The following is a 20,434-nucleotide window of genomic DNA, read 5'->3' on the forward strand; positions in this document are numbered from 1 at the left end:
GGGTGTTGGGGTTGGTCGTTCGGTGGTTATGGCGAGAGGGAAACACCCGGTCCCATCCCGAACCCGGAAGTTAAGCCTCTCAGCGCCGATGGTACTGCATGGGAGACTGTGTGGGAGAGTAGGACACCGCCGGACTCATATTGCAGGAAGCCCCGCCGTCACGGCGGGGCCTTTCTCATTTCTGGAGTGGTTCTCGGGTCTTCCGTAGTGGCTTCAGCTGTCTCGGGACGGCGCGTGACCTCGTCGGGAGCGTCGGCAAGGGGTCGTACCTCGCATCCTGGGAGAATCCTCGGCAACGCGGCTGCAACGTTGCGTCCGGCACACTTTGGACCGTTCAACAAGGTACGGAGTCATGGCCGCGCCGGTGCCACCCACACAGCTTCACCGCATCGGCGCGACCACCGTGGCAGCGCAGGGGAAGATCGGGACGGGTGACGCCGTCTAGGCGCCGGTCAGGGCGGTCAGGTCGGCGATGATTTCCGAGGCGGTCACCGGATCGAGGTCGCCGAAGCGCCGCGGGGCTGCACCGGCGGCGCGGTCGGCGAGCCGGACGGAACGCAGCTCCTGGTGCGGTATCTCCTCCATCTCGGCGACGTACAGGCCAGGGCTCAGGTCGATCATGACGAGCCGGCCGTCCGGTAGAGGACGGTGGACCGTGGCGGGGTTGTCCCGCTCCCAGCCGCGGTGCCGCAGCGCGAGGACCCCGGCGGAGCGTGCCGTCACGCCCTCGAAGCGCGTGAGGCGGTCGGCGCGTGCCTCGTCCTCGGTCAGTGCGTAGGTCGGCCGCCGGAGCTGGGGGAAGGGCTGCAAGATCTCGTAGTCGTCCAAGAGCTCCTGCCAGGCCGGGAGGCCGTCGTCCAGGTCGAGCGGGTGGGCGATCCGGACGGTCGCGGTCTCCGGTAGAGGAAACGCACGGTCGTCGACGTCGGCCGGTGTGCGGTCCTCGGCGAGCCGGAACGCGGTCGCGGTCCGGCTCGCGTGCTCGCCGCTTCGGCCGTCCTCGGCGAGCCAGACGAGGCGGCGTGCGATGTGCCAGGCCACGGGATGCCGGACGAACAGGGCGATGAACTCGTCCACCGACCACGGGCGCAGCGTGACCATGGCCCGTTCGAGGCGGCGGATCTGTTCCGCGGCGGCCGTTCGCGCGACCTTTCTCATCGCCGAGAAGCGCTGGTGCGCCGCCGCCGCGAGCGCGGCGTCGTCGCCGGCCGCGGGCTTGGGCAGGGTCGTGCGCCGGCGCCCGTCGTCGCCGATCACGAACGGTTCGAGCGTCTCGTCGAAGCCGACGGTGAAGCGGCGCGGGCCGTAGTCGAGGGTCATGCTGCCGTCGGCGTCCAGGCCGAAGTCGGGGACGAGCCGGTCGGCGAGGCGGTCGGGGGTCAGCCCTCGCGCCGTGGCGATGAGGGTGATCCGGTCGCGTGCGCGGGCCCTGAGGCCCTTGAACCTGACGTGTTCGGCGATGCCGTGCAGTTGGACGAGCGCGATGTCGGTGCCGATGGCGGCGAGGGCGTCCAGTCCCCGGACGGCCTTCTGGTGACCGCCGTCGCCTGGCCAGGCGCGGATCACTGGCGCGAGGCGGAGCGCGGTCGCGTCGTCGCCGAGAAGGCCGAGCTGGTCCAGGGCCCAGGAGTCCTTGGCGGGCGCGCCGTGCCGTTCCCAACGCTGGAAGAGCGCCCAAGCGAACTCGGCTAGCGATGGCGGATCACATGCCTTCTGGAGGGCGCTTATGCCGGCGTACGGCTCGCCGGGCTTCGACATCGCCAGCATTGTCAGGACGTGCCCGGTCGCGGCTGTGGGTAGCGCCCGTTCGCGTCCGCGCAGGAGGATCTGGCGAAGTAGCGCGGGGTTCGCCCATTCGGGGAGCTTCGGTACGCGCGCTGGCGGGAGTGTCAGCGGATCGGCCATGACGAGCGCCTCCACCGCGTTCGCGGCTTCCTCACCGAGGCCACGCGCGGCATGCGCAACGTCCTCCGCGCCCAGGTCGGCGGCTAGGAGCCGCAGGGCGGCTTCGGCCTGCCTCCGGGACGGTCCGGAGCGGCCCAGCGCGGCGGGTACCAGCAGCGGGACGGCATGGACGCCGTGCCTGCCGAACCAGGAGACGGCCGCCTGGCGTGCCGCCTTCGTCCGTGCCAGCCATCGGGCCATGAGCTCGGCGATCCCGGCGTCCAGGAAGGGCACGAGGACCTGGCCGCATCCCGCCGGATTCACCTGCGCCGCGTTGAGGAGGACGGGGAGCGCGTCGAGGCCGAACCTGCCCGCCATGTGGCGCAGCCACGGTAGGTCGCCGGCGTGCCAGGCGTCGTGCTCCGTCCACTCGGCGAGCAGGGGTCGGATCCACTCCTCGGGCCCCTGGGCGAACAGGCCGGCGTAGGTGAGGCGTCCTGCGCGGTACTCCTCGATCACCGCGGGCCAGTCCGTGGCGGCGGGGTAGCGGTGGGCGCCGGGCGGCAGGTACGGGGTCGCCCAGGCTTCGCGCTCGCCTAGGGCCCAGGCGGTCCGCCGGGTGGTGGGCGGCGCCAGGTCCGTGACGACGATCGGTCTCGCCGGCTTCCGTGGGCGCGTCCACGGCGGTTCGGTCAGGAGCCGGGGCAGACCGTCCGGGCCTGCCTCCGGGACGCGCGTACCGGACGCAGCGGCCGCCGTGACGATCGTGCGGGACGCGGTGGGCAGGCCGGGTGCGAGCGCCGCCACCGTGTCCGGGTGCGCCCGCACGTGGTCGGTGAGGAGCGCGGCGATCGGCCGGCTCCGGGACGCGGCGGGCGGGAGCAGCCGCAGGGCCCGCGCCGGGAACCGCGATGCCGCCGTGATCAGCGCGGGGAGGACGTACTTCCTGGACGCCCGGTCGATCAGCGCCTGGAAGGCTCCGTCGAAAGGCATCAGGGCGATCACGTCGAGGAGGCGGCGGCGTTCGGCGGCGTTGAGGCGCCCGTGGTCCAGGGTCGTGAGGAAGAGTGGGAGGGCGTCCTCTCCGGCGGCGTCCGCCAGCGTCACGAGCAGGCCCTCCGGGCAGGAACCGGGGGACAGGACCCCGGGAGTCGCGAGGTGCTTCGGCGTGCTGAGCGCGTGGCGCAGGAACCACCAGTTCGGCTCGTCCGCGGGCGTCGAGGTCTGAAGGCACTCGTCGAGCCAGTCCTGTCGGGTGGGGACGAGGTAGGACACGAGCGCCATCTGCTCGCGGGTGCGCCGGTGCCCGGCCAGCTGTCCGATCGCGTCGCGGTAGGCGGCGTCGTCCGCGGTGGCGAGCAGGGAACGCATCCGCCGGGCCGCCTCGGGTGCGACGCGGAGCTCCCCGCCGTCCCGGAGGCGCAACCGGACGCCGCGCCCGCCGATCGCGCGGGCGGCGATCGTGCCCAGCTCCACCAGCGCGCACGCGGCGAAGGCGAGGCCGTGCTCCCCGGCCCAGGCGTCGACGAACTCGCTCTGGTCCCGCGCGTCGGGGAAGCGGTGCCTTGCGGCCGCGTCCGAGGAGGAGAGCGTGGGGGACCGCAGCACGAGCGCCGTCATGACCGCCGCCGCGCCTGCGGGATCGGCCTCTCCGGCGCGGTAGCGTTCGGCGCGCTCGGCCCACTCCGGCAGGCCCGCGATCGTCGCGCGCAGGGCGCTCGCGTCCGGCCAGAGCCCGTCCACGATGCCCCGGATCCGGGCCGCGGCGGCCGGCTCCACGGTGACCGGCTCGCCGGACGCGCCGCCGCGCCGCGGGTGGAGCGCACGGCGCGCCTCGGCGGGGAGCACGAGGACGTCCTCGTCCGGCGGCGAGGGGCGGTGATCGCTCATGGCGGTCACCGTAGCGGCGCGGTCGGACGGCCCCGGCGGCCCGGCGGCGAGCATCGCGGCCGGTGGTGTGCGGGGCGGCGCATTGTGACCAAGGCGTGGTTGCGGCGGCCCCCGGACAGGCGGCAGGGTACAGCCCATGACTTGGGACGTTCCGGGTTATTCCGTGGTGAGGGTCCTGAGCGAGGGACCGGCGGGACGTGTCGTCGAGGCGGTGCGCGACGGCTTCGGCGAGCAGGTCGTCATCCTGGACCGAGCGGAGATCGTGCCGGGGGACGCGCGCATCCTGGCGGAACTGCGCGACCCTCACGTGGTGCGGGTCCACGAGTACGTGGAGAGCCGCCGCGCCCTGGTGATGGAGGCCGTGGACGGGGTGACGCTGGAGCGGCTGATCGCGGAGTCGGGGCCGATGGCGCCCGACGCGGCCCTGCGCGTGCTGAAGGGCTGCCTGCTGGGTCTCGCGGCGGCGCACCGGGCGGGCATCGTCCACCGCGACCTGACGCCGGCGAACGTCCTCGTCGTGGGCGGCGCCTGCAAGGTCACCGGGTTCGGGCTGGACGCGCGGGGCACGCCGGGCTTCGTGGCGCCCGAGCGGCTGGAGGGGGAGATCTCGCCCGCGGGCGACCTCTACGCGGCGGCGGCCGTGCTCTACCAGTGCCTCACGGGGCGTCCGCCGGGGCGTGGCGTCGCCGCGCTGGAGCGGGTGCCGGAGGGGGCGCGGGCCCTGATCGCCCGCGGGATGGCGAGCTACCCGCCGGCGCGGCCGAAGTCCGCCATGGAGTTCGCGGCCCTGGTGGACGCCGTCGCGGGCGGTGCGTGGTCGCGGGCCGCGCCCGCCCCCGTGAACGTCGCCGCGCCGATCACCCCGCCGGCCGCGGTGCCTCCGGTGGCCTCGCCGGAGCCGGAGCCGGAGGCGGCGGAGGAGCGGCCCGGCCTGCTGAAGCCGATGGCCGCCGTCGTGGCGGTGGGCCTGGTGTGCGGGTTCGGGACGTTCGGCATCGCGAAGGCCGCGGGCGGCGACGAGCCGCGGCGGGCGGCGGACCCGGTGGTCAGCACGCCGCCCGCCCAGCCGGGAAGCGGCCTGTCCCGAGGCCGGCTGACGTACCTCGCCGGGCCGGCGGCGGGGACCGCGGGAGGGGTGGCGGGGGCCCGCCAGCGGATCGACGTCGCGCTGACCGTGTCGCCCGCCGTCGTCCACGCGGGGAACGCCGTGACCGTCCGGGTCGTGGAGCGGCGCGTCGACCGGTCGGCCTGCCCGCCCGCGACCGCCGCGGGAGGGTGGCGGGTCGGCGACGGGTCCGCCGGGGCGCTGTGGCTCTACCCCCGGACGGCCGGGCTGCTGCCCGCGCGGAGCAGCGGGACGCGGCTCGCCGCCACGGTCCGGCGGGCGAAGCCGCAGACCGCGGTGAAGGGCTGCGCGCGGACCACGGTCGCCCGCAGCGTCTACGCCTTCACGGTGGACGCCTCCACGAAGCCGGGCGCGTACCTGCTGTCGCCGTGGAACCCGCCCCGGATGACGCGGACCGCCGCCGGGACGGGCGCCCAGGCGTCACCGGCGGACGGGCGGGCCACGAGCCGCGGCCGCCTCCCCGCCCTGACGGTCAGGTAGACCGGACATGGCCTTTCCGTGGATTCGGTTGGTCCACCTGCGGAGCCGCCGTAGGCTTTCCGAATGACCGACAAGTTGTGGGAGATCGAGCCGTCGGGGCCGCTGCGCGGCGACGTGACGGTGCGCGGGGCCAAGAACGCCGTCAGCAAGCACATGGTGGCGGCCATGCTGGGAGCCGAGCCGAGCACGATCCGCAACGCGCCGGACGTCGGCGAGGTCGGGATCACCGCCGGCATGATCGAGCACGTCGGGATGACCGTCGAGCGGTCCGGCGGCGAGATCACGGTCGTTCCGGCGCCGGTCGCCGACCCGAGCGTCGGCAAGGCGTTCACCGGCCTGAACCGCATCCCGATCCTCATGCTCGGCCCGCTGCTGCACCTGGCGGGCGAGGCGTTCGTGCCGCTGGTCGGCGGCGACCCGATCGGGCGGCGCCCGGTCGACTTCCACGTGGACGCGCTGCGCGCGTTCGGCGCCGAGGTGACCCACGCGGCGGACGGCATCCACGCGCGGGCGTCGCGGCTCGTCGGGACGCGCATCGACCTCCCGTACCCGAGCGTCGGCGCGACCGAGACGGTGCTGCTGGCGGCGGTCCGCGCGGAGGGCAAGACCGTCATCCGGAACGCGGCGACCGAACCGGAGATCATCGAGCTGGCGCTGTTCCTCCAGCGGATGGGCGCCCGGATCTCCTTCGCGCCGGACCGGCGGATCGTGGTGGAGGGCGTCGAGCGGCTGAGCGGCGCGCAGACGCGGCTGGCCGGCGACCGCATCGAGGCGTTCTCCTACCTGGTGGCGGGCCTGGTCACCGGCGGCGAGGTCCGGGTGCACGGCTGCCCGCAGGACCGCCTCGTCACCGCGATCACCACGCTGACCGGGATGGGCGCCCGGTTCGAGATCACCGATGACTGGATCATGGCGTCGGCGCCGGACGGGCTGCGCCCCGCGGCGGTGCAGACCGACACCCACCCCGGGTTCGCGACGGACTGGCAGACCCCGCTGATGGTGCTGTTCACCCAGGCGGACGGCATGTCGGTGCTGCACGAGACGGTGTACGAGAACCGGCTCGCCTACGTCCCGGCGCTGCAGAGCATGGGCGCGGAGATCGAGGTGTACGACACCTGCCTCGGCGGCCCGGCCTGCCGCTACCACGACACGCCCGCCCTGCACTCGGCGGTCGTGCGCGGGGTCAGCAAGCTGCGCGGCGGGGACGTGACCATGCCCGACATCCGGGCCGGGTTCTCGGCGGTGCTCGCCGCGGCGGTGGCGGAGGGCCCGTCCACGCTGCGGGGCGTCCACCACATCGAGCGCGGCTACCACCACCCCGTCGAGCAGTTCCGCGGCCTGGGCCTCGCGCTCCGCGCCGTCTAGGGCGCGTAAGGGAGCCGGGCCTTCCAGGTGCTTGATCGGCGCGGGGTGCCGATGCCCGCGGCACCCCCGCCGGCCTGCGGCACCGTCCGGGGCGGTGGGGGCCGTCTTCAGTCGGTGGCGGGCTGCACCGCCGGGCTGAGGCCGTATTCGACGGCGGCGCGGGTGAGTTCGGCCTTGTTGTGCAGGCCGAGCTTCTGCCTGATGCGCTGGACGTAGGTGTCCACGGTGGCCTTGGACAGCCCGAGCCTGGTGCTGATCTGCTTGTGGGTCCAGCCGTCGGCGACCAGGCCGAGCACCTGGCCCTCGCGTTCGGTCAGCTCGCCGAGCATGGCGGGCGGGGACGGGTACCGGGGCCGCTCGGCCTCGGCGACGCGGCGCAGGAGGCCGCTCTCGGTCGAGCCGGAGAGCAGGAACCGGCCCCTGGAGAGCAGGGTGAGCGCCGCGAACAGCGCCTCGGGCTCCATGTCCATGTCCATGTAGCCGTTCACTCCGGCCTCCGTCAGCGTGGTGAGCTGGGCGAAGTCGGCCGTCCTGGCGATCGCGAGCACCAGCGCCGATCGGGTCCAGGCCCGGACGTGGCTCAGGAACTCGGAGTTGACGACCGGGGGCAGCCCGACGATGAGGACGCCGGTCTCGCCGGGACGGGCGGCGAGGTGGTGGTGCACGTCCGCGGGAGTCCGGACGGCGGTGACGGAGTACAGGTTCCGCGCCGACTCCAAGGCGTTCAGGGCGCCGGACAGTGCGAGGGAGCCGTCGTGGAGGAAGACGACATCGCGCGGGCTCCCCGGCGACGGAGGCCGCGGCCCGGGGACCTCGCGGAAGGTGAGGACGCCCGGGTGCGCCGCGGTCAGGAGCCTGTCGAGCCGCCGGGACAGCTCATCGACCGCGTCGAGGACGAACCAGCGGCTGCCCGGGATGATCTCATGGTGCACGCCGCCGTCGCTGTGCCGGGCCCAGCCGGTCACGTCCTGGTCGCTCAGCGGGTCGAGGCCGCCCGAGAGGAGCGTGACGGGGAGGCCGATGGGGAGCGTGTCGCGGTGCTCGTACTGGGCGATCAGCCGGTAGTCGGCGCGGAACACGGGCTCGAACACGTCCCGGAGGTCCTCCATCTGGGTGATCTGCTCGGGGACGCCGTCGAGCTGGATGATCCGCCGCCAGAAGTCCTCCGAGCCGAGTGCCCCGACGTCCCTGGCCGTCCTGTTCTCCACGTGCGGGGGCGGATAGTTGGCGACGATCAGGCGGAGGGGGGCGGGGACGCCGAGTTCGGTCAGCCGGCGCGCCACCAGGTAGGCGAGCAGGGCGCCGGAGCAGTAGCCGAAGAGCGCGTAGGGGCGCTCGGTGTGGGGCAGCAGGGCCTGCGTGAGCGTCCAGACGACCTCGTCCAGGTCGGTGGGCGGCGGTTCGGAGAAGCGGGCCTCGCGGCCCGGGAGCGCGGCGCCCCACATCTCGATCCGGCCGTCGATCCGGCCGGAGAGGTCGGCGAACATGTTGGGTCCCGCGCCGACGCTGGGAAAGCAGAACAGGCGTACTGCGGGGCGCGGTCTGTCGTTAAGGCGGTGTAGCCAGGCCGCGTGCTCGCCCGTCATGGTCATTGGCACCTCGCCAGCTCTCAGTCAACGGTGATCAGTGTGCGGTGAGCGACGATGGTCAGCTCGGGCACGGTGGGAGCGTCGAAGACGTCGAGGACGGTCAGGGCTGCGCCGAGCCGTTCGCGCACCCGGTTGACGATGCGGACGGCGGTCAGGGAGTCGCCGCCGAGGGCGAAGAAGGAGTCGCCGTCCCCGACGGGAACTCGGAGCACTTCCTCCCAGATCTGCCGCATCCGAACGCTGAGGTCCTCGGGCGGTATCTCGGTGTCCGTGGTGCCTCCAGAGGGTCATGCGCGTCCGCCGGGTGTCAGCCAGTGTCCGTGATCTTGGAGAGGGTTGCCCAGTCTCCCGAGGAAGTCAATCGAAAAGAGACATGCCAAAAGTGACCCGAGAATGTCACCTCTTTCGGAGCGGGCGGAAAAGCGCATGTGAGAGACGGTCGAAAGGTGACTTGTCGCCGCCTCGGCGGCGCTGGTGGACTGAGCCGCTGTGAGCTGGACATCATTCCCCCGAGGCGCGGGCGCCATGGCCGTCGGCGCGGGCGCCGCCCGTCCTCCGGGCGCTCGGCCGGCCTCCGGCGTCCCGGCTGGAAGCGCCCCGTGACGGCGGTCGCGGACACGGCGACGGAGGCGCCGGCCACGGACGCGGTCGCCCTGTCCGACGTCGCCAAGGCGTTCCGGCAGGGCCGCCGGACGATCGGGCAGCGGCTGCGGCGGGCACCCGACACGCGGCGCGAGGTCTACGCCGTCGACGGCGTGGACCTCCGCATCCCGCGGGGCGAGATCTTCGGCCTGGTGGGCCCGAACGGCGCGGGCAAGTCGACGACCGTGCGCATGATCGCCACGCTGCTGGAGCCGTCCCGGGGGCGCGTGGAGGTCTGCGGGATCGACGCCGTCGGCCGGCCGGACGCCGCGCGGCGCATGCTGGGCGTCGTGATCGGCGGGGAGCGCAGCGTCTACTGGAAGCTCACCGGCCGCGAGAACCTGGAGTACTTCGCCGCGCTCTACCACCTGCCGCCGCGCGAGATCCCCGGGCGCATCGAGCAGGTGCTGCGGGACGTGGACCTGCTCGACCGCGCCGGCGACTACGCCGAGCGGTACTCGACGGGGATGCGGCAGCGGCTCTCGCTGGCCCGCGCGCTGCTCCAGGCACCGAGCGTGCTGCTGCTCGACGAGCCGACCTCGGGCCTCGACCCCAGGTCGGCGGCGCAGCTGCACGAGCGGATCGTCCGGCTGCGGGACGAGGGCCGCACCCTCCTGATCACGACCCACAACATGGACGAGGCCGACCGGCTCTGCGACCGCGTCGCGATCATCGACCGGGGCCGGCTGGTGCGGCTCGGCGCCCCCGAGGAGCTCAAGCGGCTCGTCGAGGCGGAGCGGCTGGCGCGGGTGCGGCTGTCCCTGGGCCGGGACGGGCGGGACGGCGCGGTCGTCGAGGCCGTCGGCCGCTTCGCCGCGGTGGCGGGCCGGCGGCTCGACGGCCGGGACCTCGACCTGGTCCTGCACCTCGCCCACGGGACCGACCTGCTGCCGCCCCTGGTGGAGGTCGCGAACCGGTTCGGCGCGACCGTGCGCAAGGTGGACATCGAGCCGGTCACCTTGCAGGACGTGTTCCTGTCGCTCACCGGGAAGGAGGGGCTGGAATGAGCGCGGCGGGCCGCCTGGCGTGCGAGTACCGCGCGCTCGCCGCCACGACCCGCAAGGAGCTGCGGCTGATGCGGCGCTACCCGGCCGAGCTGGTCTCGCTCGCGCTGTGGATGGTGCTGCTGCCGCTGGCCTACATCGCCCAGGCGGAGGCGTTCTCCGCAGGCGGGCCCGCGCCTACGGCCGCGTTCGCCGACCGGGCCGGAACCGGCGACGTCGTGACCTTCCTCTACCTGGGCTGGTCGGTGTACCTGCTGGTCACCGTGGTCCTGTGGGGGCCCGGCCTCGCGCTGCGGCAGGAGCGCGAGCGGGGCTCGTTCGAGGTCGTCTTCGCCAGCCCGACGTCGCGGTTCACCCTCCTGTTCGGCACCGCCCCGGCGCAGCTCCTGCCCGCGCTGGTGGTGGTCGCGAGCGCGGCGGCGTCGATGCGGCTGCTGTTCGGCACGGGCCCGGATCCGGCCGGCCTGCTGCGCTGGCTCGTCGTCCTGCTCGTCGCCTTCCCCGTCCTCATGGCGCTGGCCGGGGTGTTCGCGACCGCCTCCCTCTCCCTCCAGGACGCGGCGGGCGCGCTGCAGACCGTCCGCGGCCTGTTCACCCTGCTCTGCGGCGTCACCTACCCGCTCGCGGTCCTGCCTGGAGCGTTCCGCGCGATCGGGGCGGCGCTGCCCCCGACGCACCTGCTGGACGCGCTGCGCGGCGCCGTGCCGGACGGCGGGTCGCTGGGAGGCCAGGCGGGGCGGCTGCTTCTCCTGCTCGCCGAGTCGCTGCCCCTCGGCGCCGCCGCGATGGCGCTGCTGTGGGTGAGCGTCGGGCACGCCCGCCGGACCGGCAAGACGGGGCGGTTCTGATGGGCGGCGCCGTCGCGGCGGAGCGGTGCGGGCCGCTCACCTGGTACCAGGAGATGGTCTGGTGGAACCAGTACTGGAACGCACCGGACCAGCGGTATCCGCCGATGAGCGGCGTCTTCTACCTGGCGCGCAGGCCGCGGCCGGACGAGGTCGAAGCGGCGTTCCGCGCGCTGATGGACCGGCACGAGGTCCTGCGCACCTCCGTCGGCGTCGGCGACGACGGGATCCCGGTCCAGACCGTCCACCCGGCGGGGACGGTCGAGCCGCCGCTGCGCACGGTGCCGCTGTCCCGCTTCCGCGACGGCGCCGAGGAGATGCTGGGCACCTTCGGGCACCCCGGCCGGGACTCCGGCGGGCATGCGCGCTGGCGGGCGGTGCTCGCCGTCAAGGACGACCGGGTCCTCGCCGTCGGGTTCGCGGGCGACCGGCTCCTGATGGACGGCTGGAGCGTGGTCGTGGTCCGCGAGCAGCTGCTGGCCGTCCTCGGCGGTTCCCGAACCGGCGACGTCCTGCCTCAGCAGCCGCTCGACCGGGCCGCCGAGGAGCGGTCCGCCGCGGGCCGGGCCAAGGCGGACGCCGCGCTCGCCCGGCTCGCGCGCGTCTTCGCCGCGGCGCCGCCGTCTCCGTTCCCGCCCCTCGCCCGGCCGGACGACGCGAGCGCGCGCTACGTGGAGGGGGAGCTGCGCTCAGCCGGGATGCTCGCCGACGTGGACGCCCTGTGCCGGCACGGACGGACGACCAGGCCGAGCGCCGTCCTCGCGATGCTGGCCGCCGTGCTGGCGCTGCGGACCGGCCGGGGCTCGTGCGCCGTCCGCAGCCTCGCCGCCAACCGGTCGCTCGGACGGTACCGCTCCAGCGTGCAGGGCCTCTACCAGCCGGCCTACCTGGTGCTGGACCTCTCCGGGGACCCGTCGGCGGCGGAGGTGCTGCGCCGTGCGTGGCGGGAGTCGGTCGACGCCTACCGGCACACCGAGTACCCGGCCGACGAGGTGCGGGAGCTGCTCGTCCGGGTCGAGCGGGAGCGGGGCTTCGCCCCGTGGTTCGGCCTGGACTACGACTTCCTGCCCGGAACGCCGGCGGTGCGGGCACGCACCGCCCGCACCGGCGCCGGGACGCCGCCGATCACGCACCGGTACGACGACACGGGCCGCCCGGGCTACGCCCTGTTCAGAGCCCAGGTCGTGGACGAGGAGCTGGTGCTCGCGCTCGACTCCGACACCGCGATGATCCCGGCGGCCGAGATCGACCGGCTGCTGCGCTGGACGGCCCGGGGCCTGAGCCTCGCCGCGGACGACCCCCGCCTCAGCCTGTCGCAGCTCGCCGGGGAGCTCGGCATCCCGCCCGTACCGCAGGGGACCGGCGCGCAGGCCGGGCCGGAGCGGGCGCCGGAAGCGGCACCGGGGCCCGGCGCAGGACGAGGCGGTCCGCCGACGCCCGCGGAGGAGGCGCTCGTCGGCGCGCTGAAGGTGACACATCCGCTGGACGCCGTCGACCTCGCCCTCGACTACGTCGGTGCCGGCGGCCGCCTGCGCTCGGTGCCGCGCGTCGCCGCCGAGCTGGCCCGCCGCGGTTACCGGGGCCTGCGGGAGGAGCACGTCGGAACGCCCATGCCCCTGCGCGCCGTCGCGGCCGGCCTGCGCCGCGACGCGGGCCGGGGGTGACGATGGCCGCGACCCGCGTGTCCGCGGACGAGCGGATCGGCGCCCTCGCCGCGCGCCACCCGCATGAGCCCGCGGTGGTGACGGCGGGCCGGGACGGCGCCGGCGACTCCGTCCTCACCTGGGCCGAGCTGGACGAGGCGTCCGCCGGGCTCGCCCGGAGGCTGCGGGGGCTGCGGGCCGGGGCCGCGGGCCCCTTCGCCGTCGTCGTCGACGCGGCCAACTCCGCCAAGACCGTCGTAGAGTTCGCCGCCTGCATGCGCGCCGGGGTGCCGTTCCTCGCCCGCGACCCGCTGGCACCCGCGCCGGAGGCGCGACGGGTGCTCGCGGCGCTCGCGGAGACGCACCGTCCCGTCCTCGCGGACGACCTCTGGAAGAGCGACGGCCCCGGCGGCATCGAGGACGGCGCCCTCCACGACGACGGCATCGGCGGGGACGCCGGCTACCTGCTCGCCACCGGCGGCTCCTCGGGGAACCCCCGGCTCGTCCGGCATCCCGGGGCGCTCGACCACGACCCGGCGCGCGTCCCCAACGCCATGCTGCGCGCGGTCGGCTGGACGCACGGGCAGCGGCAGCTCATCGTGGGACCGCTGCACCACGCCGCGCCGTTCATGTGCTGCTGGGAAGGGCTGCTGGACGCGAACACGCTGGTCCTGCTCCCGCGGTTCGACGCGCGCCTGATGCTGGCGGCGATGGAGCGGCACGCGATCCAGTGGGCGCAGCTCGCGCCCGTGCACATGGCGTGGGCGCTGCACGCGCTCCGGACCGGGAGCCCCGATCTCAGGTCGCTGCGCGCCGTCGTGCACACGGCGGCGCCCTGCCCGCCGGAGCTCAAGCGCGCCTGGATCGACCTCGTCGGCCCGGAGCGGCTGTACGAGGTCTACGGCGCGACGGAGGCGGTCGGCACCACCCTGCTCGACGGCCGCGAGTGGCTGGCCCATCCCGGGTCCGTGGGACGGGGCTTCTGCACCCAGATCCGCGTGCTGGACGAGGCGGGGCGTCCCGTCCCGGCGGGCACGGTCGGCGAGGTCTTCATGCGGCGGACGGTGCGGCGGGGGAGCGACCCGACCGGGCACGGCCTGCGCAGGACCCTGGACGGATTCCTTAGCGTGGGCGACTTCGGCCGTCTCGACGCCGACGGCTACCTCTACCTCGCGCCCCGCCGCCACGACATGGTGATCGTCGGCGGCGGCAACGTCTACCCGGCCGAGGTGGAGGGCGTCCTGTCGGGGCACCCCGACGTGCTGGACGTCGCGGTGGTGGGCGAGCACGACGAGCTGCTCGGTTCGCGGCTCGTCGCCCTGGTGGTCGGCAGGCCGGGCGCCGAGCCGGACGCGGCGGGGATCGCCGCCCGCGCGGCGGCCCGGCTGGCTCCGCACAAGGTGCCGTGGGACGTCCGCTTCGTCACCGAGCTGCCGCGGACCGGGGCCGGCAAGCTGCTGCGCCGGCGGCTCGCGGGAACGGAGGGATCCGTTGGCTGATCCGATCGCGTGCGAGGCCGTCCTCCGCGCGCATCCCGACGTGGCCGACGCCGCGGTGCTCGGCGCGGGCGTCCTGGAGGACGGCGCGGTCGCCGTCGTGGTGCCGGTGGACTACGCCGCCGGTCCCGACCTCGCCCTGCACATCGCCGCGGAGCTCGGGCCGGAGGCGGTGCCGGCGGCGATCGCGCTGTTCCCCGACATCCCGCGCGGGGAGGGCGGACGGCCGGACGTCGCCGGCATCCGGGAGCGGCTCGCGTCCTGGCCGGCCGTCTACCGTTTCGAGGCGCCCCGCACCGACGCCGAACGGCGGCTCGCCGACCTGTGGTGCCGGGTGCTGGAACGCCCGTGGATCGGCGTGCACGACGACTTCATCGAGGCGGGCGGGGACTCGGTCACCGCCGCGGTCATCGTGACCGAGCTCGCCGCGGAGCTCGGCTCGGAGGTGGCGCTCGGCGACCTGTTCGAGCTGGCCACGATCGCCGAGCTGGCCCGCAGGACGGCGCCCGGCCATGGGTGAGGACCGCGCCGCCGCGCTTCCGAGCGGCTTCCCGGGCGGGGACCGCGCCGACGAGCTGCGCGCCTTCGTCGGCGAGTGGCTTCCGGCCCACATGGTGCCCAGCGTGATAGTCGAGGTGGACGAGCTGCCGCGCACCGCGAGCGGGAAGCTGGACCGCGCCGCCCTGCCCGCCCCGCCGCCCCGGCCCGTCCAGGACGGCGGGCGCGCACCGCGGGAAGGCGCGGGGCCGTCCGGGACGGCCGAGCAACGGATCGCCGCCGTCTTCGCCGAGGTGCTGCACCGCCCCGCGGCCGGCGCGGACGACAACTTCTTCCACCTCGGCGGCACCTCCGTGCACGCCGTCGCGGCCCTCGCGCTCATCGCCGAACGGCTCGGAACCCGGATCCCGGCGCTCCGCTTCTTCCAGAGCCCGACACCTCGAAGGCTCGCCACCGTCCTCCGCGAAGAATCCGCGCTTCACGAAGGGGCGGAGCGATGACCGGGAAGGCGGCGGACGGAGGGGAGCCGCTGACGAGCGGGCAACTGGCGATGTGGGTCCGCGAGCAGCTCGTCCCGGGCACGGCGATGCACCACCTCGCCGCGGCGCACGAGGTCGAGGGACCGGTGGACGCCGCCGCGCTCGACGCCGCCCTCGGGGACCTCGCCCGGCGGCACGACGCCCTGCGTATGGGCTTCCACCTGCGGGACGGTGCGCCGGTGGCCCGCGTCCACGGCGGTGCCGGGCTCGGCCTGTCCGTCATCGACCTGGACGGCGGCGACGGGCGGCGCGCGGCGACCGCGGAGGCCAACCGCCCCTTCGACCTGGCGGCGCCGCCGCTGGTCCGGGCGACCCTGATCCGGTGCGCCCCCGAGGCCTCCGTCCTCCTGCTGGTCGCCCACCACCTGGTCTGCGACGCGTGGTCGCTCGGCCTGCTGTGGGAGGACATCGAAGAGGCGTACCGGGCGCGCATGGAAGGCCGCGACTGGGACCCGGCGCCGCCGCCGCTCGGCTTCGCGGAGCACCTGCGGAGGCAAAGCTCCGGCGAGGCGCGCGCGGAGGCGGAGCGCGGCCTCGCGTACTGGCGGGACCGGCTGGCCGGGGCTCCGCCGTACTCGGTGGTCCCGCCGGACCGGCCGCGTCCGGCCGTGTCGACGTACGGCGGCGCCACGGTGGAGCGCATCGCCGGACCGGACCTGCTGGAGGCCGCCGGCGCGCTCGCCCGCTCGCGCCGGGCGTCCCTGTTCATGGTGCTCGCCGCCGCCTGGACGGCCGCCCTCGCCCGCTACGCCGGGCAGGACGAGGTGGTGGTGGGCGTCCCGACCTCGGGCCGGGCGGGCGAGGGCACGGAACGGCTCGTGGGCCTGCTCGCCGGCGTCGCCCCGCTGCGGGTCCGGGCGGACCCCGCCGCGACCTTCGACCGCCTCGTCGCCGATGTCCGGCGGGAGACGCTGCGCTCGCTGGACCGGCCCGGCCTCTCGGTCGTGGACCTGGCCGCGGAGCGGGACGGCGAGCGGCGGCTGTCCGCCACCCCCGCCTTCCAGAGCATGTTCAACTTCATCCGGACCGGTCACGGCCCCTTCCACCTCGACGGGACGCGATGCCGCTACCTGTCGGGACTCGTCGAGGCGGTGCAGACCGACCTGTACGTCACCGCCACGATGCCCGCTGAGGGCGGGCTGCGGTTGCGCCTGCTGTACAGCACCGACCTCTACGACGCGGACACCGCGGAGGGAGTCCTCCGCCACTACGAGAACCTGCTGACGAGCGCGCTGGCGAGACCCGACGTTCCCCTGCGCGATCTGAGAATGACCACCGGCCCGCTCACCGGGGCGCGGGCGGCGGCCCGAGCCGGCGGCGGAACCGTCCTCGACATGGTCGAGGCCCGGATAGCCGAGCGGCCGGACGCCCCGGCGGTTGCCGACGGCCCGGACGTCCTCACCTACCGGGATCTGGACGGGCGCAGCGCGGCCCTCGCCGGCCGCCTGCGCGCCGCGGGAGCGGGACCGGCCTCCGTCGTGGCGGTCCACCTGGACCGCGGCGCCGACCTGGTCGTCGCGATCCTCGCGATCTGGCGGGCCGGCGCGGCCTACCTCCCGCTGGACCGCGACCACCCGCCGCGGCGCCTCGCCGCCGCCGTCGCCGAGTCCGCCGCCGCGGTGGTCATCGGCTCGGCGGCCGACGCGGCCGGGCCCGCCTTCCCGTCCGTCCCGGTGATCGCGCTTCCGCCGGACGGAGCGAGAGACGCCGGACCGGAGCCGGGGACGGTGGCCGCTCAGCCCCGCCCGGACGACCTCGCCTACGTCTTCTTCACCTCCGGATCGGGCGGCCGCCCGAAGGGCGTGGAGGTGCCGCACCGCGCCATCGCGCACTTCATGCGCGCCATGGCCGCCCGGCCCGGCCTCGACGAGCGCGACGCCGTGCTCGCCCTGACCGCGCCGACGTTCGACATCTCGCTGGCCGAACTGGTCCTCCCGCTCACCGTGGGGGCGCGGGTCGTCATCGCGCCGCCCGGGGCGCAGCACGAACCGGAGGCCGTCGCCCGGATCGTCCGCGAGCACCGCGTCACCACCGTCCAGGCGACACCGACCGGCTGGCGGCACCTGTTCCTCGCGGACGCGGGCGGCTGGGGCCTGCGCCGGGCCTGGTGCGGCGGCGAGACCCTCGACCCCGCCCTCGCGAGCGCGCTCGCGGCGGCCGCACCGTGCGCGTGGAACCTCTATGGCCCCACTGAGGCGGCGGTCTGGGCGCTGTGCGAGAGGCTGCGGCCCGGCATGGCGCGGGTGCCGATCGGCACCCCGATGGGCGACGTCTCGGCCGTGATCCTGGACGGGTGGAGCGAGCCCGCGCCGCCGGGCGTCCCCGGCGAGCTGTGCCTCGGTGGGCCCGCCGTCGCGGCCGGCTACCGCTTCCGGCCGGGCCTCACCGCGGAGCGGTTCGTCGCCGACCCCTTCGGGCCGCCCGGATCGACCCTCTACCGCACCGGTGACCGCGCGCGCCGGCTCGCCGACGGCCGCGTCGAGTTCCTCGGCCGGCTGGACCGCCAGGTCAAGCTGCACGGCCACCGGATCGAGCCCGCCGAGGTGGAGGCCGCCCTGCGGGCGCACCCGGACGTCACGGACGCCGCCGTGGTCGTCCGCGAGGACGTCCAGGGCGATCCGCGGCTGGTCGCCTACGTGACCAGGCGCCGCCCGCCGTCCGATCCCTCGGCCGGCCCGCTGCCCGGTCCTCCGTCCACCGCGACACCCGCCGCGGTACCCGGCTCGATCCTCGCGGGAGGCGGCTGATGCCCGGCTTCCGGTCCCTGTACGAGTGGTTCGCCGAGAGCGCCGCCCGGCACGCCGCCCGTCCGGCGCTGGAGATCGGCGGGCGGGCGTGGACCTACCGGGAGCTGGAGGTGGCGTCCGGGCGCATCGCCGCGCTGGTCCTGCGCCGGCATGGCGCGCCGCCCCGGCGGATGGGCCTGCTGGCCGGGCGCACCCCGGGCGCGTACGCCGGCTACCTCGCCGGCCTGCGGCTGGGGGCGGCGGTGGTTCCCCTGAACCCGGCCGTCGCCGTGGAGCGCAACCGCGCCGTCGCCGCGCTGACGGGCCTCGACGCGGTGCTGGCCGGCGCGGCGGGACATCCGGCCGAGGTGGCGGAGGCGGCCGGGGCGACGCCGGTCCCGGTGGCCGACGGCGACCTGGCCGGCGCCGCCGCCGTCCCCTGCGGCCGGGCGCCGCGGGGCCTGCCCCCGCCGGTGCGCCCGGAGCCGGGCGACACCGCCTACCTGCTGTTCACGTCCGGCTCGACCGGGCGGCCCAAGGGGGTGCCGGTCACGCACGCGAACGCCGACGCCTTCCTCGGCGCGTGCCTCGGCCGCTACCCCGGCGGCCCGGGCGACCGGGTCTCGCAGAACTTCGAGCTGACCTTCGACCCGTCGGTGTTCGACCTGTTCCTCGGCTGGGGACGCGGCGCGACCGTCGTCGTCCCGGCGGGCAACGAGGCGCTCCGTCCGTCGCTGTACGTGAACCGCCGCCGGATCACGCACTGGTTCTCGGTCCCGTCCGCGGTGTCGCTCGCGCTGCGGGCGGGAGACCTGCGCCCGGGCAGCATGCCCGGCCTGCGCTGGACGCTGTTCGGCGGGGACGTGCTGACGGCCGCGCAGGCCCGCGCGTGGGCCGCCGCGGCGCCGGGCAGCGTCATCGAGAACACCTACGGGCCGACGGAGTTCACCGTGTTCTGCACGGCGCACCGCCTGGCGCGGGACCCGGCCGCCTGGCCGGCGACCTCGAACGGCACGGTCCCGATCGGCGAGCCGCTCCCGGGCGTGGAGCACCTCGTCCTGGACGAGCGAGGTAGGCAGGCGGTGGAGGGGGAGCTGTGCCTGCGGGGGCCGCAGCGGTTCCCCGGCTACCTCGACCCCGCCGACGACGCCGGCCGCTTCCACGGCCGCGAGGCGGGCGGGACCGGCACCGGGACCGGCACCGGGCCCCGCGACGGGAGCCTCTGGTACCGGACGGGCGACCGGGTCCGCAGGGAGGGCGCCGGTCTCGTGCACCTCGGACGCACGGACCGGCAGGTCAAGGTGCGCGGCTACAGGGTCGAGCCCGGCGAGGTCGAAGCCGTGCTGCGCGCCCACCCCGGGGTCAGCGAGGCCGTGGTGGTGGCGGCGGGCGCGGGCGCCGACCGCGGCCTGGCCGCGTTCTACACCGGCGACCCGGTGCCCGCCGCCGAACTCGCCGCGCTGGTGCGCGCGTCGCTCCCGGCCTACATGCTGCCCGGCCGGTTCGAGTTCCGGCCGGACCTGCCGCGCAACGGCAACGGCAAGCTCGACCGCGACCTGCTCGCCACGGCGGCCCGCGCCGGGCGCGCTCCGTCGCAGGCAACGGAGGTCACCGGATGAAAGGCACCATCGTCTCGCTGGAGCAGTGCTCGGGCGGCGACTACGAACGGCTGGCGAAATGGTTCTCCAACGAGACGAGCTGGTATGCCATCGGCCGCCCGAAGCTGTTCTCCCCGGAGGACCTGAAGAACGAGAACCTCCACGGGGCCACGACTTTTCTGATGGTCGTGGAGAACAGCGGAAAACGCCGCGTCGGAGCGGTGAGCTACACCCGCAAGGACGAATACGCGGGCAGCTATGTGGTCGGTACCGGAGTCGGGGACAAGGAGCAGTTCAACCGCGGGTACGGGCTCGAATCGACGATGCTGCTGCTGAACTACCTCTTCCGCGCCCTGAACGCGCACCGGGTCGAGTTCCTCGTCGGGCTCTTCAACAAGCACGTCATCACGGGCGTCCTCGGGATGGGCGTGGTGGTCGAGGGCGTGCTCCGGGACCACTTCTTCCTCGACGGCGAGTACCACGACGCCGCGCTCTGCTCGGTCCTGCGCGACGAGTTCGAGGAGTTCAGACTGACGTCCGGCGTCGCGGACATGTTCGACGCCGTCCCGCGCGCGGAGAAGGAGGAGGCGCGCGTCCTCGCCCGCGAGCACCTCGCGGGAATGCGGGACCGGCACCTGGCGGAACTGTTCGACCGGCCGCGGGCTCGGTCATCCGAAACGAGACCGGACGTCGGTCAAGTGAACTGAGACTGGCCGGCCGCGGCGGACGGGTGGTGACATTGAAGCCGCCATCGAAAGGAAACAGCGGTTGATGGATGCGCGGGAACGTGCGATGACCGAAAGCGTGCGGACGGCCTGGACGGCGCGGCTGGACGTCCGCGAGATCGACATCGACGCCAATATCTTCGAGATCGGCGGAACGTCCCGGGCGATCGCCGACGTGCGCGCCGGTCTGAACGCCGAACTGGACCGCGACATCCCGCTGGTGGCGTTCTACCAGAACCAGACCATTCGCGCCCTCGTCCGCTACCTGGTCCATGGCGACGCCGCGCCCGGCGCCGTTCCCGCCAGGGTGCGCAGGGCCGGCGGGAGCCGGCGGCAGAGGGAACTGCGCACCGCGGCGAGGGCCGCGCGGACGGAGGGGTGAGC

At 75.0% G+C, this 20,434-nt stretch carries 15 protein-coding genes and 1 rRNA gene; 13 read left to right on the forward strand and 3 right to left on the reverse strand.

Features of this window, described 5'->3' with window-relative positions; all coding sequences use genetic code 11:
- Window positions 1-18 precede the first annotated feature (18 nt).
- Window positions 19-135 (forward strand): 5S ribosomal RNA (gene rrf / locus E1300_RS27135).
- 306 nt (window positions 136-441) lie between these two features.
- On the opposite strand, the gene E1300_RS27140 is transcribed toward rrf, so the two are convergent.
- Window positions 442-3,774, reverse strand: a complete 3,333-nt coding sequence (locus E1300_RS27140) for a DUF4132 domain-containing protein (protein WP_131759910.1) — start codon at window positions 3,772-3,774, stop codon at window positions 442-444.
- Window positions 3,775-3,910: 136 nt separating this feature from the next.
- Between E1300_RS27140 and E1300_RS27145 the strand changes: the two genes are divergently transcribed.
- Window positions 3,911-5,380, forward strand: coding sequence for a protein kinase domain-containing protein (locus tag E1300_RS27145; RefSeq protein WP_131759911.1), 1,470 nt, complete (start codon window positions 3,911-3,913; stop codon window positions 5,378-5,380).
- Between the two features lie 63 nt (window positions 5,381-5,443).
- Window positions 5,444-6,745 carry a UDP-N-acetylglucosamine 1-carboxyvinyltransferase gene (murA, locus tag E1300_RS27150; protein WP_131759912.1) on the forward strand — a complete coding sequence of 434 codons (1,302 nt, stop codon included), beginning with the start codon at window positions 5,444-5,446 and terminating at the stop codon, window positions 6,743-6,745.
- Between the two features lie 107 nt (window positions 6,746-6,852).
- Here murA and E1300_RS27155 read toward each other — a convergent pair whose 3' ends face one another.
- A complete protein-coding gene (locus tag E1300_RS27155) occupies window positions 6,853-8,337 on the reverse strand; it encodes a thioesterase domain-containing protein (RefSeq protein WP_131759913.1) in 1,485 nt (494 codons plus the stop codon).
- Between the two features lie 17 nt (window positions 8,338-8,354).
- The gene (locus E1300_RS27160) at window positions 8,355-8,567 is read right to left on the reverse strand and encodes a phosphopantetheine-binding protein (RefSeq protein WP_131759914.1); all 213 of its coding nucleotides are present in this window, start codon (window positions 8,565-8,567) and stop codon (window positions 8,355-8,357) included.
- A 366-nt stretch (window positions 8,568-8,933) separates the two neighbouring features.
- Between E1300_RS27160 and E1300_RS27165 the strand changes: the two genes are divergently transcribed.
- The 10 genes from E1300_RS27165 (at window position 8,934) to E1300_RS27210 (ending at window position 20,432) form a co-directional block, all read left to right on the forward strand.
- Window positions 8,934-9,983 carry an ABC transporter ATP-binding protein gene (locus E1300_RS27165; protein WP_131759915.1) on the forward strand — a complete coding sequence of 350 codons (1,050 nt, stop codon included), beginning with the start codon at window positions 8,934-8,936 and terminating at the stop codon, window positions 9,981-9,983.
- On the forward strand, window positions 9,980-10,828 hold the full coding sequence (locus E1300_RS27170; protein ID WP_131759916.1) for an ABC transporter permease: 849 nt from the start codon (window positions 9,980-9,982) through the stop codon (window positions 10,826-10,828). The genes E1300_RS27165 and E1300_RS27170 overlap by 4 nt, the downstream gene beginning before the upstream one ends.
- A complete protein-coding gene (locus tag E1300_RS27175) occupies window positions 10,828-12,489 on the forward strand; it encodes a condensation domain-containing protein (RefSeq protein ID WP_131759917.1) in 1,662 nt (553 codons plus the stop codon). The genes E1300_RS27170 and E1300_RS27175 overlap by 1 nt, the downstream gene beginning before the upstream one ends.
- 2 nt (window positions 12,490-12,491) lie before the next feature.
- On the forward strand, window positions 12,492-13,967 hold the full coding sequence (locus E1300_RS27180) for an AMP-binding protein (RefSeq protein ID WP_131759918.1): 1,476 nt from the start codon (window positions 12,492-12,494) through the stop codon (window positions 13,965-13,967).
- A complete protein-coding gene (locus E1300_RS27185; RefSeq protein ID WP_131759919.1) occupies window positions 13,960-14,484 on the forward strand; it encodes a phosphopantetheine-binding protein in 525 nt (174 codons plus the stop codon). The genes E1300_RS27180 and E1300_RS27185 overlap by 8 nt, the downstream gene beginning before the upstream one ends.
- Entirely contained in the window at window positions 14,477-14,962 is a 486-nt protein-coding gene (locus E1300_RS27190) for a phosphopantetheine-binding protein (RefSeq protein ID WP_131759920.1), read from the forward strand. Before E1300_RS27185 ends, E1300_RS27190 begins: the two co-directional genes overlap by 8 nt.
- Complete coding sequence (locus E1300_RS27195) at window positions 14,959-17,748, forward strand: non-ribosomal peptide synthetase (RefSeq protein ID WP_131759921.1); 2,790 nt, start codon at window positions 14,959-14,961, stop codon at window positions 17,746-17,748. The genes E1300_RS27190 and E1300_RS27195 overlap by 4 nt, the downstream gene beginning before the upstream one ends.
- Window positions 17,748-19,346: an AMP-binding protein gene (locus E1300_RS27200; RefSeq protein ID WP_131759922.1), complete on the forward strand. Its 1,599-nt coding sequence runs from the start codon at window positions 17,748-17,750 to the stop codon at window positions 19,344-19,346. The genes E1300_RS27195 and E1300_RS27200 overlap by 1 nt, the downstream gene beginning before the upstream one ends.
- The gene (locus E1300_RS27205; RefSeq protein WP_131759923.1) at window positions 19,343-20,032 is read left to right on the forward strand and encodes a GNAT family N-acetyltransferase; all 690 of its coding nucleotides are present in this window, start codon (window positions 19,343-19,345) and stop codon (window positions 20,030-20,032) included. The genes E1300_RS27200 and E1300_RS27205 overlap by 4 nt, the downstream gene beginning before the upstream one ends.
- Window positions 20,033-20,117: 85 nt before the next feature.
- A complete protein-coding gene (locus E1300_RS27210) occupies window positions 20,118-20,432 on the forward strand; it encodes an acyl carrier protein (protein ID WP_165503026.1) in 315 nt (104 codons plus the stop codon).
- The last annotated feature ends 2 nt before the right edge of the window (window positions 20,433-20,434 follow it).

The organism is Actinomadura fibrosa (assembly GCF_900659615.1).
GTDB classification, from domain to species: domain Bacteria; phylum Actinomycetota; class Actinomycetes; order Streptosporangiales; family Streptosporangiaceae; genus Spirillospora; species Spirillospora fibrosa.